The sequence below is a fragment of the Dokdonia sp. PRO95 genome (assembly GCF_000355805.1).
Taxonomy (GTDB): Bacteria; Bacteroidota; Bacteroidia; order Flavobacteriales; family Flavobacteriaceae; genus Dokdonia.
On record NZ_CM001837.1, the window covers coordinates 1,294,085 to 1,309,223 of the forward strand.

The window sequence follows — 15,139 nt, forward strand, 5'->3', positions numbered from 1 at the left end:
AGTCATCATAACAATGTATTGATAACTCTAGGTTTTTTGTAAATTGACTACACAATAAAAACACTAACTAAATATTATAATTATGGGATTATTTTCATTCATTAAAAATGCAGGAGCAAAAGTTTTTGGAATAGGAAAAACAGATGCAGAAGAAGCAGCAGAAGCAGCAGCGGTAGCTGAAGAAAAGATTGCAATGGAAAATGCAAAAGCAGCAAGTAACATGGCAGAAACTATTAATGACCTTGGTCTTGATGTTGATAACCTTGATATCTCAATAGATGGAGATGTTGCTGTAGTTACTGGAAGTGCAAACGATCAAGCAACTAAAGAAAAGGTAATCCTTGTAGTAGGAAACTCTACAGGTATTGCAACGGTAGACGATAGACTTACTGTTGAGAACCCAGAGCCAGAAGCTCGTTTTTATACAGTAGAAAAAGGAGATTCTTTAAGTAAGATCTCAAAAGCGATGTACGGAGACCCAATGAAGTACCCACAAATTTTTGAAGCAAATAAGCCTATGCTTAAAGACGTAGATTTAATTTATCCAGGTCAAGTATTACGTATTCCTCACTTAGAGAAATAAAAGAAAGCGCTCAAGCGCGATTATAGACTAATTAAAAGAACAAATATGAAGGGCGATAGTCTGGAATGTTTGTTCTTTTTTTTATGTAATAAATTCATCTAGTTTAATGAACCAAAAATGTGCAGAACCTCTTTGCTCATATTCATTAAGACTAATATCCAGAATACTACAGCGAGCCCTGCAAAGAGTTTTGCTTTGCCCAGGTGAGTATTATGAGGTTCTTTTCGAGCCTTGACGTATTTTATAATTGTAAAGACACTGGAAACAATAAATATTGCCGTGGCAAAACCTGTTAAAAAATCAGGTAAGTCATTACTTGATTTAATGACTCTGTTTAATACAAAATATACTAGAAAAGACACAACCATCATAAGTCCATAGTAAGTGGCTTCTTTTGTATTTTGGTCAGTGAGATCTCTTTTAGGCATCAGGATTATCTATAAAAACTCATCTCGTCTATAAAGGTGTAAACTTCTGGAGGAAGTAATGGTCGTATGTTTTTATCCTCCTTAATCGCCTTACGTATCATTGTAGATGAAATCTCCATTATAGGAGCGTCTACTTTGTGAATCTTTGGATGATTATCAAACTGTGTTTCAACCGTACCTTCAGAGATTCTAGGGTATACATAGATGTCGTGACGCTCCAAAATAACTTCATAATTTTTCCACTTATGAAGGCTTTTAAGGTTGTCCTCACCCATTATTAAACAAAACTCGTGCTGAGGATACTTTTCTTCTAGATGAGCTAGCGTGTATACCGTATAGTTAGGTTGTGGTAGGTCAAACTCAATATTACTTGGCTCGATTTTATCATAATGCTCTACAGCCTCCATAACCATCTGGTAGCGGTGGTGATTGTTAAGAAGACTACTCTTCTTCTTAAAAGGGTTGTGAGGCGTGATAACCATCCAGATTTTATCTAGATCACTATACTCTGCCATATGATTTGCAATAGCAAGATGCCCTATGTGAATAGGGTTAAAAGTTCCAAAGTATAGACCTATTTTCAAGGGATAGTAAGTTTTGAGTTATTTCTTTTGGAGCGGTTTTGTGTCAAAGGCAATTCCGTCCCAACCGTATTTGATAAAATTTCTAATATTTTGGTGATCTATACCCTCTGGGTTTTGTAACACATCTTCTCTGTAATATGCGCCAAAACATTGTAGCGTATCACTTTTACTTAGTCCTTGTTCTTGTGCAAATGCAAACAGCTTACAAGAGCCATTGTTCTCACCTGTGTCATTATGAATATCACCATTCTTAAAAGAGCTAGGCGTAAAAGTATATAGCGCTTCTATAACAGCTATTGTATCTGTAAACTCAATCTCAGTGGGTGCGCTGGTAAGTTTGGTATTAAAATCTTGTAATGTCATTGAGGTACTATTTTACAAAATCGGTAACAAGTGTGACCGCCTCTTTAAGAGCTTTTTCTAAATTATCATTAAGGATAATATGATCAAATTGTGGTGCTGTGGCAAGCTCAACAGAGGCTTTTGCAACACGCATATTGATTTTATCCTCACTTTCTGTACTACGTTTTTTAAGACGTATTTTGAGCTCGTCTACACTAGGTGGTTTTACAAAAACGGCAAGTGTCTTATCTGGAAACTTTTTCTTTATGCGTAAACCGCCTACTACGTCTATATCAAATATAACGTGCTTACCCATCGCCCAGATACGTTGTACTTCTTTCCAGAGTGTACCGTAAAAGTTGTCACGATAGACCTCTTCCCATTCTAGAAAGTCGTCTGCTTTGATATGATTTTTAAACTCCTTAAGAGAGATAAAGTAGTAATCTGTGCCGTGTACTTCTGTGCCACGAGGTTCTCTACTAGTCGCAGAGATACTAAACTCTAGATTGAGCTCTGGTTGACCCAAGAGATGTCTTACAATTGTTGTTTTACCACTACCAGAAGGCGCCGAAAAAACAATGAGTTTCCCCGTGTGATTTAGTTCTTGTGCGTCAGGTTGTTTTCCCATTAGAGTACGTTTAATACTTGCTCTTTTATTTTTTCTAGCTCATCCTTCATTTGCACCACTAGCTGTTGCATAGGTGCATAATTAGATTTTGAGCCTATGGTATTAATCTCACGACCTATTTCTTGACCTATAAAGCCCAGTTTTTTACCGTTAGAATTATCAGAATCTAGTGCTTCTGTAAAGTAATCTAAGTGATTTTTAAGACGTACCTTTTCTTCTGTGATGTCGTATTTCTCTAGGTAATAGATAAGCTCTTGCTCAAACCTATTTTCGTCAAGATTAACCTTGAGATCTGCAACGGCCTTTTCTAGACGTACTTTTACATCTGCAAGACGATCTTTATCAAGAGTGATAACTTCATCTAGTAAACGCTGTAGATTTTTAATGCGCAGTTCAAACTCAGTCTTGAGAGAGTTACCCTCATCTAGTCTGTAAGCGTTTATTTCCTTAAGCGCACCTTCTAGATTAGTTACAATGGCTTTGTACTCATTTTCATCCAGTTCTTCACGCTCAGTTTTGAGAGCATCTGGAAGTCTCACAGCCATTTTAAGTAGCTCTATCTCGCTAGGCTCACCAGCAACAGCGTTTGACAGCTGTTTCATATACGTGTTTACAACAGATTCATTAATCGCTGTATTAGTGTTTTCGCCAGTGCTTTCTATGTAGAGACCTACATCTATCTTACCACGTTCTAGAGCTTTTGCCACCATATTGCGTAGTGCGAGTTCCTTCTCACGATATGTAGAAGGGATACGTGCATTGAGATCAAGGTTTTTGCTGTTAAGCGATTTGATCTCGATAGTAATCTTTTTTCCGGGAAGCTGTACGACACTCTTCCCAAAACCAGTCATTGATTTTATCATAGCGCAAAGATAATGGTTCAGTAAGTAATGAAAAATTAAGAATGACTGTGGTTTTTTTACGCTTTCGCGAAAGCGTAATCACATCCTATTTTACTTTTTCTTGCATATAAGAGCGCACCTGGTAGTTAGCCAGCACAACATATGCTACTAATGCTATATAACCACCGTATGCGGCATAAGGGCTTTCTAAAAAGAGAAGACAACTACAAATTGCAAAAAGTGCAATGGTGCCTATCCCATACTTTTGAGCAAGAAAAGAGTATGCTTTATCCCAAGTGGCTTGATCTCTCATCCACCATTCTGGAGCTTTTGATAAAAAAGGATTACCCAGCGATGGCGGAAAGTAACGTGTATTTATAAATAATGCCAGACTTATGAGTGCTGGGGCAAATGTTGTAAGGAGTGCAGGGAAGTTCATTAATCTAATTTACGTAACCAAATATTTCTATATCCTACACCACTCATATCTCCGTGATCTTGCAGTACAATTGGGCCGTCACCGTGAGCATTGTTTTTTGGGAAACCTATGTATTCTGTACTTCCTTTGATCTCGTAGTGATCTTGTATGAGTACACCATTTAAAAATACGGTGATTGTAGCAGCTCTTGTTTTTTTACCTGCAGCATTAAATGCTGGCGCGTGAAAAACAATATCATAGCTGTTCCACTCTCCAGTAGGTTTTGCAGCCATAACGTCTGGAGCTTTTTGCTTATAAATAGAGCCTACCATACCGTTTACATAGGTGTCATTATCATTGTTGTTTAAGATTTGCACTTCGTACAAGCCTTGAAAAAACACACCACTATTACTTCTGTTTTGGTTAGTCTGTGTGTTGTTTGGGTCACTGCGCCATTCTAGGTGTAATTGTACACTCCCGAAGTCTTCTTTGGTCACAATATCTCCCGTTTTATCCTTTACGGTCATACTCCCGTCTTGATTAATCGTCCACTTAGGAGCGCCGCCGTCATTTTTACTTTTCCAAGCGTTGAGGTCTGTGCCGTCAAACAATACTACAGCATCACTAGGGATACCGGTTTGCCCGTTTATGGCAACCTTTGCAGGTTTTGGACCCCATACTTCTGTTTGTTCTGGTTTTGTAGGTTCGTCACCCACATTTCCTGAGCCGCAAGATGTAATGGTTAGTGCTGTTGCGATAATTCCTAAATGGTATAATTTCATAATCTATAATTCTTTTATTGTAATGTTGCGGTACCATACTTTATCTCCGTGATCTTGGAGACCTATGTGACCTTCTTGGTATTTGCCAAAGCCTTTCCAGTCTGCAAACTTAGTCTTTGCAACCATAGCATCCCACTCTTCGCCATTTACGGGGAAGGTATATGCTTCTTTACCGTTAAGGCTTACTTTACCTAGGTTGCTATCGTGATTGATATAAAGCGTTACTTTGTTCCACTCACCAGCGGGATTGATCATACCGTCTGCAGGTTTTATCATATCATAAAGAGATCCTGCTTTGTGCGTTCCATTTGCCACCTTTGCATCTGGGTGACGCTCGTCATCTAGCACTTGTATCTCTGGGCCAGTTTCATAAGCTTCTTTAAACTCTGGTGATTCCTTTACACCCCAAAAGATGCCACTGTTACCACCTTCAGAAACTTTCCACTCTAGATTGAGTTCAAAGTTTTTATAGGTGTTTTTTGTAATGATGTTTTTACCACCTTCTTCACCCGGTGCAAATGCCATTGCTCCATCTTCTATGGTCCAGTTGTCGTGCATACCGTCTGTACCATATCCTTTCCAAGCGTTGAGGTTAGAGCCGTCAAAAAGAACAACTTTATCACTAGGATCGGCAATTTTTTTGCCACCTATAGAGAAAGTGTTTCCTTCTCCGCTCCTAATGTCTACAACCGTGGTTTTAGTCTCGTTTTTACAAGCAAGTGCCATTAAAGCTACTGCTGCGATATAGAATGTTGTTTTCATAAGTAATTTTTTGATTTAAGATTTACTATGTGTCCATCAGGATCTCTAAATGTCATATATCTGAAATTATTTTCGTTCCAAGGTTGTGTAATAATCTCAAGATTGAATTTTTTAATGTCTTCTAAATATCCATCTATTTCATCAATCACTAGAGTAAACTCCAAATTGCGTGTGACTTCATCTTCTTTAACTACTTCAATTAGACAAAATTCAAAATAATTGTTCGAATAAGTGAAAAACTCCCGTTCGTCTTCAGATGTCCATTTATTAAAAAGCATACCTAGCTGGAAATAGAAATCTTCCATAACTTCAGTATTTGTAGTTCTTAAGGTAATGGTTGTAAAACTTGGAGGTGGAGCAAACATTATAATCCCAATATCTTCTTTAACTGCTCTTTGTCGATATCCTCACCTGCAAAATCATCAAAGCGTTTTTGTGTTGCCTCAATAATATGTGAAGCGATAAATGGCGCACCTTCTCTAGCCCCTTGCTCAGGACTTTTTACACAACATTCCCACTCCATCACTGCCCAAACGTCACAGCCGTATTCTGTGAGTTTTGTAAAAATAGTTTTAAAGTCTATCTGTCCATCTCCCGGAGAGCGGTAACGCCCAGCGCGATCTTGCCAGTCACTGTAACCGCCAAAAGTACCACGCTTCCCATCTGGTTTAAACTCAGAATCTTTTACGTGAAAGGCCTTTATAAACTCGTGATAGTGGTCTATGTATGCGATATAATCGAGTTGCTGCAATACAAAGTGACTCGGATCATATAAAATATTACAACGCTTGTGATTACCTGTAGCTTCTAGAAAACGCTCAAAAGTCACACCATCGTGTAGATCTTCACCAGGGTGGATCTCATAAGCCACATCTACACCACACTCATCATAAGTGTTGAGTATAGGTAACCAGCGTTTGGCTAGCTCTTCAAACCCCATTTCAACAAGTCCTGCAGGACGTTGTGGCCAAGGGTGCATTGTATGCCAAAGCAGCGAACCACTAAATGTCGCACTCACATCAAGACCTAGATGTTTACTTGCGTGTGCTGCGCTTATTACTTGCTTGCGAGCCCACTCAGTACGCTTCTTTGGATTGTTTTTACAATCGTCTGGAGCAAAATTATCAAACATCAAGTCATAAGCAGGATGTACTGCAACCAGTTGCCCTTGTAGGTGTGTAGAGAGCTCAGTTATCTCAAGCCCATAGTCATTTACTTTACCCTTAAGCTCATCACAGTAGGTTTTACTCTCTCCTGCTGTGGTGAGGTCAATTAATCGGTTTTCCCAAGTTGGTATTTGTATTCCTTTATACCCAAGGTCTGCTGCCCATTTACACAATCCATCTAGTGAATTAAATGGTGCTTTGTCATCCATAAACTGGGCGAGAAATACTGCGGGTCCTTTTATTGTTTTCATTGGATATATTTATTTTATTCCCGCGAATGCGAGAATCTTTTCTATTGTTGTTTTTTACGCTTTCGCGAAAGCGTACTTATACTACTCTAAATCTACCCACACATTTCCATCACGATGAGATTGCACGGCTTTCTCTATAAAATTCATTCCTCGTACACCATCTGTCATCCCTGGAAACTCTCCAGAATTGTAGTCTTCTCCACGTAATGCCTTTGCAACGCCTTTATAGATATTACCCATCGCGTCAAAAATACCTTCTGGGTGTCCCGGAGGTAGTTTTGTGCCATCTAGCGATAGCGCACTGTTATAAGCGTGGCCTGGCTTAAGCACTCGCATAGGTTGTCCATCTTCTAGTAAATAAAGATAGTTAGGGTTTTCTTGCTCCCACTTAAGACCTGCTTTTGTACCATAAACAGCTACGGTAAAGTTGTTCTCTTCTCCTGTTGCTATTTGACTAGATCGCAATACACCTTTTGTGTATTCATCTAGGCGTAGTAATACGGTGCCGTCTATATCCATCTCATTATCTGCATACAGATGGTTGAGGTCTGCAAGTACAGATTTAATTTTTTTGCCAGTTACAAACTCTAGCATCTGGTAAGCGTGAACGCCTATATCGCCAAGACAGCAAGAAATTCCCGATTTTTCAGGCATTAAACGCCAGGTGCTATTGCGCTGCTCCTTGTCGTGTATGAGGTTATTAATCCAGCCTTGGTAATACTGCGCGTCTACTTTTTGTATCTCGCCTAGTTCTCCATTTGCTATCATTTCCCTCATTTGGCGCACCATAGGGTAGCCTGTATAGGTATGCGTAAGTCCAAAGACGTTACCATTTTTCTTTTGGATAGCCTCAAGCTCTAGCGCCTCTGCGTGCGTCATTGTCATAGGCTTCTCACAAATCACGTTAAAGCCAGCTTCTAGAAGCTGCTTTGCCATCGGGAAGTGTAAAAAGTTAGGCGTTAGTATAGATACCACTTCCATACGCTGGTCTGCTGGGAGTTCTGTTTCCTTTTCTACAAGCTCCGTTAGATCTTTATAAATACGATCTGTCGGGATGCCTATTTGAGCAGCAAAGTCTTTACTTACCTCAATATCTGGGTTAAAAGAACCACCTACTAGCTGGTATGCGTCAAACATACTTGCCGCCACGCGGTGTAACACACCTATTAAACTATCTCCGCCGCCACCTAAGACGCCCCATCTTATTTTATTGCTCATTGTGTTGTGTTTTTATTTTTTAATTATATCAAGTAAATATGCTTTTTCTAAGAAAAGTCCGCCCTTTAGGGTAGGGGAAAGACTTTTTAAGACTTTGCTACTACTCCGTATATTCTATTTTCTCACTCTTAAATAACAGTGCAAAAATCACAAATACTGCTGCTGCAAAAATCGCTGGGAATACCCATACTGAGTTCCAGTCGTGACCTTCACCTACAATGTTTGCATCTGTTATTTTTCCTGCCACATAAAAACCTACAAGCATACCTACACCGTAAGTAGCAAGTGTGATAAGTCCTTGAGCGGCACTTTTAATTTTTGGTCCAGCTTTACTGTCTGTATAAATCTGTCCAGACACAAAGAAAAAGTCATAGCAAATACCGTGTAAAACAATACCTGTAATAATCATAAAGAAAAGGTCTCCCGTGTTACCATAAGCAAACAGTAGGTAGCGCAATGTCCAAGCGAGCATCCCTACAAGGATAGTTTTCTTAAACCCAAATTTCTTAAAGAAGAAAGGAAGTAATAACATAAAGACTACCTCAGATACTTGACCTATAGAAGCAAGGGCTGTAGACTTTTCTACACCAGACTCCGTTAGGAACGGACTTAAATTTTGATAATAAAAAGCAAGTGGAATACAAATAAGTACCGAAGAAAGGAAAAACACTAAGAAGTTTCTATCCTTAAGTAAATCTAAAGCTTCAAGACCTAAAATATCTTTAATTGCAACTTTCTCTCCTTTTGCACTTGGTGGTGTTTTAGGAAGTGTAAAACTAAAAACTCCTAGAACTGCAGAAGCAATAGCAGTCATTACAAATGTATTTTTAAGTAAACCTGCAGCGATAGATTCTTGAGAATCCCATCCAAAAGCAAAACTTATTAATAGTCCTGCCACAATCCAACCGATGGTTCCCCATACACGTATGAATGGGAAGTCCTTTGATGGGTCTTTCATCTGGTTAAATGCAACCGAGTTTACTAGCGCCAGTGTAGGCATATAAGCAATCATATACCCTAAAACATATGGATAAAACACAGCCGAGTCTGTTGCTTGTGACATCAAATACATAAGTACAGCACCTATAATATGTAATACTCCCAGAATGCGCTCTGCATTAAAAAATCGATCTGCAATAAGACCTATAATAAATGGTGCTATAATAGCTCCCCAAGATTGTGTAGAAAATGCTGCTGCAATTTCTCCTCCTTCGGCGCTTAGGTTATTACCCATAAAGGTACCCAAGGTTACAAACCAGCCTCCCCAGATAAAAAACTCGAGAAACATCATTAGGGATAATTGAAACTTAGTCGTTGATTTCATATTGCTTATTTAAGATTGTCTATTGATTTTTGAACTAGTGCTTTAGTCAGAGCGATACCTTCTTTTGGGTCTTCTAGTGGCCCTTCATATTCTGTACCCACATATCCTTCAAAACCGCTATCGGCAACGATTTGCATTAATCGTTGATAGTCTAATTTTGTCTCATCACCATTTTCATCAAAGTTATATGACTTTGCAGACACTCCTTTTGCATACGGCATCATTTCTTCTATTCCTTTATAGGTATCATATTCTAAAATACAAGGCGCGCCCCAGCGTTCTCCACCTTCACGTTTTACACAAAAGTTTCCAAAATCTGGTAAGACACCTACTGTTTCCATATTAACCTCTTTCATCACAGCAACAAGCTTTTCTCCATCACTAGACCATCCTCCGTGGTTTTCTATAATTACGTTTACGCCTACTTCTTTACCGTAAGCTCCTAGTTCTTTAAGAGATGCTACAGATAGTGCGTGCCATTTTACAGGATCTAGCTCTCCAAAGAGATTTGCCCTTACCGAATGTGCTCCCATAAGTTTTGCAGCATCCATCCATATTTTGTGATTTGCAATAGCTTCTTCTAGTTTTTTAGGATCTGGATCTGCTAGTTCACCAGCGTGATCAACCATAATAAGAACGTTATCCATTCCTGCAGCATTTGCCTTAGTATTAAGGTCGTTTGCAAGTTTCATTACACGTTCTTTGTAACCTGTCCCTACTTCAGCAACAGATGGATATAGTTGTGTCACATATTCTACTCCGGTAAAACCAAGATCTTTGGCAATTTGCGGGAATTCCATCGGGTCCATAGTACCATCTTGAAACGGTTTGTGAAGTGACCATTGAGCTAGCGAATGTTTGAAAGTTGGAGCTGTTTTTTGAGAATTTTCAATTTCTGCTTTCGCGGAAGCGTTATCACCCTCTTTTTTTTGATCTGTTTTACAAGAAAAGAGTGTAAATGCGCATAAAAATGCTCCTAGAAGATATTTTTTCATAATATAATTTAATTGGAGGGTAGAACTATAACGTTTTCGCCCGTGAATTACTGTTAAATCTAGTGTTTGACTAAGGTAACCTTTTTCTCATATTAACAAAAAACAACTTAAAATTTATATATTTGGTAAACTACATCACAATTTTTTTTCATTAATACAATATATAGTGAACACAGCCAACGAAAACGAAATGTACGACGCAATCGTCGTAGGCTCAGGAATCTCCGGAGGATGGGCAGCAAAAGAGTTATGTGAGAATGGTATGAAAACGCTTGTTTTAGAGCGTGGTCGTATGGTTAATCACATTGAAGACTACCCTACTATGCATAAAGACCCTTGGGACTTTGAGTTAAAGGGTAATAATAGTGTAGAAGTAGAGGCTCGTTATGAGAAGCAAGCTCGTACGGGTTATGTTCATAAAGCAGAGAGTCGTCACTTTTTTGTAGATGATGTAGATCATCCTTATAATGAGACAAAACGTTTTGACTGGATACGTGGATATCACGTGGGAGGTCGTTCTATTATGTGGGGACGCCAGAGTTACCGTTTATCTGATATTGATTTTGAAGCAAATAAAAAAGAAGGCATAGCTGTAGACTGGCCAGTGCGTTATAGCGATATTTCTCCTTGGTATGATAAGGTGGAAGAGTATATCTCTGTTTCTGGAGAGAGTCTAGGTCTTGAAGTATTACCTGATGGTAAATTCTCACCTCCTATGGAACTTAACTGTGTAGAGGAAGTACTTAAGAAAAACATGGCCGAAAATTATAAAGACGGTCGTTTACTTACTATTGGGCGTGTTGCGCACATTACAGGAGCAAAAACATATGATGGTCGCTCTGCTTGCCAGTTTAGAAATCGCTGTGTGAGAGGATGTCCTTTTGGAGGGTACTTTTCAAGTAACTCATCTACTTTACCAGCTGCCGAACGCACAGGGAATATGACGTTACGTCCATTTTCTATCGTGACAGAAGTGGTGTATGATGATAAAACAGGGAAGGCAACAGGAGTAAAAGTTACCGATCAAGAGACCATGGAGACTATGGAGTTTAAAGCAAAGACCGTTTTCCTTTGTGCTTCTGCAATTGCCTCTGCTAGTATTCTTATGAACTCTAAGAGTGAGCGTTTTCCTAACGGGATGGGTAATGACTCTGGAGAGCTAGGACACAACTTAATGGATCACCACTTTAAAGCAGGAGCAACTGCAAAGTGGGATGGTGATAAAGACAAATATTACAAAGGACGTCGTCCTAATGGGTTATATATTCCTCGTTTTAGAAACATAGGCGGAGTAACAGATCAAAAAACCTTTAAGCGTGGTTACGGTTATCAAGGTGGTGCAGGTCGTGGTGATTATCAACCACAAATTGCCGAAGCAGGATACGGAGCAAAGCTTAAAGAAGAGATTCAAAAACCAGGAGGATGGACTATGAGTCTTATGGGCTTTGGAGAGTGTCTTCCTTACCATGAGAACAAAATGACGCTAGATTATAATGATCTTGATAAATGGGGACAACCTAAGGTAAACTTTGACGCAGAGTGGAAAGAGAATGAGTGGGAAATGCGTAAGGATATGATTGCAAGTGCAAAAGATATGCTTAAAAAGGCTGGGTTTACAGATATCCAGACTATGGATGATCCTAGTGCTCCGGGTAACGGAATACATGAAATGGGTACGGCTCGTATGGGTCGTGATCCTAAGACATCAGTTTGTAACGGTAATAACCAGTTACACGCTGTTCCTAACGTTTATATTACAGACGGAGCGTTTATGACCTCTGCAAGTTGTGTAAACCCATCACTCACATATATGGCTTTTAGCGCACGTGCTGCAAATCACGCTGCTGCTCAAATCAAAAAAGAAGCGTAAGATGAATAGAAGACAATTAATAAAGAACTTAGGATTAGGTGGAGTAGCACTTGTTGCAACACCTACGATATTGAGCCTTTTACAAAGTTGTAAAGCAGATGGACCGGTGTTTGAGCCTGTATTTTTAAGCAAGTCTCAAGGTAAAGCATTGCGCCATATGGTAGATCTTATTATTCCTTCTGACGAGATGATCCCAGGAGCGGTAGATGTAGGTGTACACAAGTTTATAGATACTTACTGGAATCAAGCAGTAGATGCAGAAGGTAAAACGCAAATTCTAGCAGGGTTTGACGCACTTGCAAATAGATTGCAAGACGCCTCTGGAAAGACATTTGAAGAGGCCGAAGCAGAAGATTATGATGCCTTACTCACAAAGTACCTTAATGCATCTCAAGAAGAACAAGCTATTTACAATAAAGGTTTAGGTGAGTTTTATCAAGTTTACGAGAATGACAAGACGGTAAAAGTAGATCCAGATGCTGGTTCTTTTAGCCTTTTAGGAAATATAAGAGGAATGACTATATGGGGATGGAAAGCCTCAGAAGAAATAGGAGAAAATGTACTCGCTTATGAGCCTATTCCAGGTAAACAAGTAGGTTGCTTACCACTAGAGGAAGCAACAGGAGGAAAGACATATTCTCTATAAATTACATCAGATGTAATTAATAAATGGAATGCTATAAATGACAATGTTGCAAGAATTTTAATAAGTTATGGACAGAAGGAAATTTATACAAAAAGGAGCTCTCACGGGTTCCTTTTTAGGTTTAGGTAGTATCGGGGTAAACGCTATGGTTAATGGGATAGGAGATGTTTCCGCTTTCGCGAAAGCGAAAAATGGAGCACACTCTTTTAATCTCAACTATGCTCCACATGTAGGGATGTTTAAAGAGCTCGCTGGCGAAAATGTGATCGATCAGCTTCACTTTATGGCAGATCAAGGATTTACCGCCTTCGAAGATAATGAGATGCGCAACCGTCCCATTGCTGAACAAGAGGCCATGGCACTTGTTATGAAAGAACGTGGGATAACCATGGGAGTATTTGTGGCTCATAAGATATACTGGACAACACCTCATCTAGCGAGCGGAAAGCAAGAATGGAGAGAAGAGTTTCTAGGTGATATTAAGAAATCTGTTACTGTCGCCAAACGTGTAAATGCAAAGTGGATGACAGTCGTACCTGGTCATGTGGATATGCGTCAAGACATGGCATATCAAACGGCAAACGTGGTAGAGACTTTAAAACAAGCTGCAGCGATTCTAGAACCACATGGAATTGTAATGGTGCTTGAACCATTAAATTTTAGAAACCACCCAGGACTCTTTTTATCTAAGTCGCCGCAAGCATATCAAATTTGTAAAGCAGTAGATAGTCCGTCCTGTAAGATTCTATTTGATATTTACCATCAGCAAATTCAAGAAGGAAACTTGATTCCTAACATAGAGCAGTGCTGGGACGAGATTGCTTATTTCCAGATAGGAGATAACCCGGGGCGCAATGAGCCTACCTCTGGAGAGATTAACTATAAAAATGTATTTAAATATATTCATAGCCGCGATTTTAAAGGAGTTTTAGGAATGGAGCATGGCAATAGTATAAAAGGGAAGGAAGGCGAGCAGCGTGTAATAGATGCGTATGTGGAGAGTGATGGATTTTTGTAAATCGGTATATTTAATAATAATACAATCAGAATCTCTTCGTTTGATAACGGAGTGTGTAGGATTTACTACTTTTACTCAAAACCCTAGCAAATGAGTTCATCTTTTGAAAAATACCAGAAAAGACGATTGATTACCTCCTATTTTTCGGTGGTGATTAGTATTGCTTTGGTTCTTTTTCTGTTGGGAATTTTGGGGTTACTAGTCCTCAATACCAAGAAGGTAGCAGATTATTTTAAGGAGACTATTGCCGTAGGTGTTTACTTTAAAGACACTGCAAAAGATGTGGAGATGAAACAGCTAGAGAAAACACTTTCTCTTGCAGCGTACACAAAATCTATAAAATTTGTTTCAAAAGAAGAGGCTGCGGCAGCTCATAGTGAAGCCTTGGGAGAAAACTTTGTAGATTACCTTGGGGAGAACCCGCTTCAAAATAGCATAGACTTATACCTCAATGCAGATTATGTATCTGCAGAGAAAGTAGAAGAAATAGCAAATGAAATCGGATCAAAAGACTTTGTAGAAGAAGTAACTTATGATAAACCGCTCATATCATTGCTTAACGATAATATCAAAAAAATAAGCCTGTGGATACTTATTATCTCTGGCATATTTACATTTATTGCAGTACTGCTTATCAATAGCTCTATACGATTATCTGTGTATGCAAAGCGTTTTACAATAAAGACAATGCAAATGGTGGGCGCGACAAAACGTTTTATAAGACGTCCTTTTGTGTGGAAGAGTGTGCGCCTCGGGATTATAGGTGCGCTTATCGCTATAGCAGGGATGGCAGGAGTTTTATACTATGCAAATAAAGCATTTCCGCAACTTACACTACTAGATGATCCCGTTGTACTAGGAGCATTATTTGGAGGTGTGTTTTTAATGGGAATACTCATTACTTGGTTTAGTACCTTTCTGGCAACACAACGTTTCTTAAATTTGCGCACAGACGAGCTATACTACTAGCCGAATTACTAGATGTATTATGGGAGAACAAAAACGTAAAGAAGTATCAAAACAACCTACCGAATTTATATTTGGGAAGAAAAATTTTACGTGGATGCTTATAGGCCTTGGAGTTATAGCCTTAGGTTTTATACTTATGTCTGGAGGAGGTAGTGATGACCCTAATGTGTTTAACCCAGAGATTTACTCTTGGAGACGCATACGTCTTGCCCCAGCAGTAATACTTATAGGTTTTGGTATAGAAGTATATGCCATCTTATTAAATCCTAATAAAGGGAAGTAACACTTGCCGCTTGTAACTACAGTTTTATCT

The 15,139-nt window shown here is 39.1% G+C and carries 19 protein-coding genes; 6 read left to right on the forward strand and 13 right to left on the reverse strand.

Annotated elements, in window-relative coordinates; genetic code table 11:
* Nucleotides 1–82: 82 nt before the first annotated feature.
* A complete protein-coding gene (gene lysM, locus D017_RS05640) occupies nucleotides 83–583 on the forward strand; it encodes a peptidoglycan-binding protein LysM (RefSeq protein ID WP_035335178.1) in 501 nt (166 codons plus the stop codon).
* Between the two features lie 98 nt (nucleotides 584–681).
* Here the strand turns inward: lysM and D017_RS05645 are convergent, their stop codons facing one another.
* The 13 genes from D017_RS05645 to D017_RS05705 form a co-directional block, all read right to left on the reverse strand.
* A complete protein-coding gene (locus D017_RS05645; protein ID WP_035335179.1) occupies nucleotides 682–1,011 on the reverse strand; it encodes a hypothetical protein in 330 nt (109 codons plus the stop codon).
* A 5-nt stretch (nucleotides 1,012–1,016) separates the two neighbouring features.
* Nucleotides 1,017–1,595, reverse strand: coding sequence for a nicotinate (nicotinamide) nucleotide adenylyltransferase (gene nadD / locus D017_RS05650; RefSeq protein WP_035335181.1), 579 nt, complete (start codon nucleotides 1,593–1,595; stop codon nucleotides 1,017–1,019).
* A gap of 18 nt (nucleotides 1,596–1,613) precedes the next feature.
* Complete coding sequence (locus tag D017_RS05655) at nucleotides 1,614–1,958, reverse strand: HopJ type III effector protein (RefSeq protein ID WP_035335183.1); 345 nt, start codon at nucleotides 1,956–1,958, stop codon at nucleotides 1,614–1,616.
* 7 nt (nucleotides 1,959–1,965) lie between these two features.
* Complete coding sequence (gene gmk, locus D017_RS05660; protein ID WP_035335184.1) at nucleotides 1,966–2,565, reverse strand: guanylate kinase; 600 nt, start codon at nucleotides 2,563–2,565, stop codon at nucleotides 1,966–1,968.
* Nucleotides 2,565–3,428 carry a YicC/YloC family endoribonuclease gene (locus tag D017_RS05665; RefSeq protein ID WP_035335186.1) on the reverse strand — a complete coding sequence of 288 codons (864 nt, stop codon included), beginning with the start codon at nucleotides 3,426–3,428 and terminating at the stop codon, nucleotides 2,565–2,567. The genes gmk and D017_RS05665 overlap by 1 nt, the downstream gene beginning before the upstream one ends.
* Before the next feature lie 85 nt (nucleotides 3,429–3,513).
* On the reverse strand, nucleotides 3,514–3,846 hold the full coding sequence (locus D017_RS05670; protein WP_035326367.1) for a hypothetical protein: 333 nt from the start codon (nucleotides 3,844–3,846) through the stop codon (nucleotides 3,514–3,516).
* The gene (locus D017_RS05675) at nucleotides 3,846–4,607 is read right to left on the reverse strand and encodes a DUF1080 domain-containing protein (protein ID WP_035335187.1); all 762 of its coding nucleotides are present in this window, start codon (nucleotides 4,605–4,607) and stop codon (nucleotides 3,846–3,848) included. Before D017_RS05675 ends, D017_RS05670 begins: the two co-directional genes overlap by 1 nt.
* A gap of 3 nt (nucleotides 4,608–4,610) precedes the next feature.
* The gene (locus tag D017_RS05680) at nucleotides 4,611–5,369 is read right to left on the reverse strand and encodes a DUF1080 domain-containing protein (RefSeq protein WP_035335189.1); all 759 of its coding nucleotides are present in this window, start codon (nucleotides 5,367–5,369) and stop codon (nucleotides 4,611–4,613) included.
* Nucleotides 5,366–5,674 (reverse strand): hypothetical protein, encoded by a 309-nt coding sequence (locus D017_RS05685; RefSeq protein WP_152023869.1) that lies wholly within the window; start codon nucleotides 5,672–5,674, stop codon nucleotides 5,366–5,368. Before D017_RS05685 ends, D017_RS05680 begins: the two co-directional genes overlap by 4 nt.
* A 59-nt stretch (nucleotides 5,675–5,733) precedes the next feature.
* Entirely contained in the window at nucleotides 5,734–6,786 is a 1,053-nt protein-coding gene (locus D017_RS05690) for a sugar phosphate isomerase/epimerase (RefSeq protein ID WP_035335192.1), read from the reverse strand.
* 81 nt (nucleotides 6,787–6,867) lie between these two features.
* Nucleotides 6,868–8,004, reverse strand: a complete 1,137-nt coding sequence (locus D017_RS05695; protein ID WP_035335193.1) for a Gfo/Idh/MocA family oxidoreductase — start codon at nucleotides 8,002–8,004, stop codon at nucleotides 6,868–6,870.
* 100 nt (nucleotides 8,005–8,104) lie between these two features.
* Entirely contained in the window at nucleotides 8,105–9,328 is a 1,224-nt protein-coding gene (locus tag D017_RS05700) for a nucleoside permease (RefSeq protein ID WP_035335195.1), read from the reverse strand.
* Nucleotides 9,329–9,333: 5 nt separating this feature from the next.
* Nucleotides 9,334–10,323 carry a sugar phosphate isomerase/epimerase family protein gene (locus tag D017_RS05705; protein ID WP_035335196.1) on the reverse strand — a complete coding sequence of 330 codons (990 nt, stop codon included), beginning with the start codon at nucleotides 10,321–10,323 and terminating at the stop codon, nucleotides 9,334–9,336.
* A gap of 190 nt (nucleotides 10,324–10,513) precedes the next feature.
* On the opposite strand from D017_RS05705, the gene D017_RS05710 reads away from it, so the two are divergent.
* From D017_RS05710 to D017_RS05730, 5 genes are all read left to right on the forward strand, one after another.
* Nucleotides 10,514–12,193: a GMC family oxidoreductase gene (locus D017_RS05710; protein WP_035335198.1), complete on the forward strand. Its 1,680-nt coding sequence runs from the start codon at nucleotides 10,514–10,516 to the stop codon at nucleotides 12,191–12,193.
* Nucleotide 12,194: 1 nt separating this feature from the next.
* A complete protein-coding gene (locus tag D017_RS05715; protein WP_035335199.1) occupies nucleotides 12,195–12,839 on the forward strand; it encodes a gluconate 2-dehydrogenase subunit 3 family protein in 645 nt (214 codons plus the stop codon).
* 67 nt (nucleotides 12,840–12,906) lie between these two features.
* Nucleotides 12,907–13,857 (forward strand): TIM barrel protein, encoded by a 951-nt coding sequence (locus D017_RS05720; protein WP_035335201.1) that lies wholly within the window; start codon nucleotides 12,907–12,909, stop codon nucleotides 13,855–13,857.
* Nucleotides 13,858–13,947: 90 nt separating this feature from the next.
* Entirely contained in the window at nucleotides 13,948–14,826 is an 879-nt protein-coding gene (locus D017_RS05725; protein ID WP_035335202.1) for a permease-like cell division protein FtsX, read from the forward strand.
* A gap of 19 nt (nucleotides 14,827–14,845) precedes the next feature.
* Entirely contained in the window at nucleotides 14,846–15,109 is a 264-nt protein-coding gene (locus D017_RS05730) for a DUF3098 domain-containing protein (protein ID WP_035335204.1), read from the forward strand.
* Nucleotides 15,110–15,139: the final 30 nt, after the last annotated feature.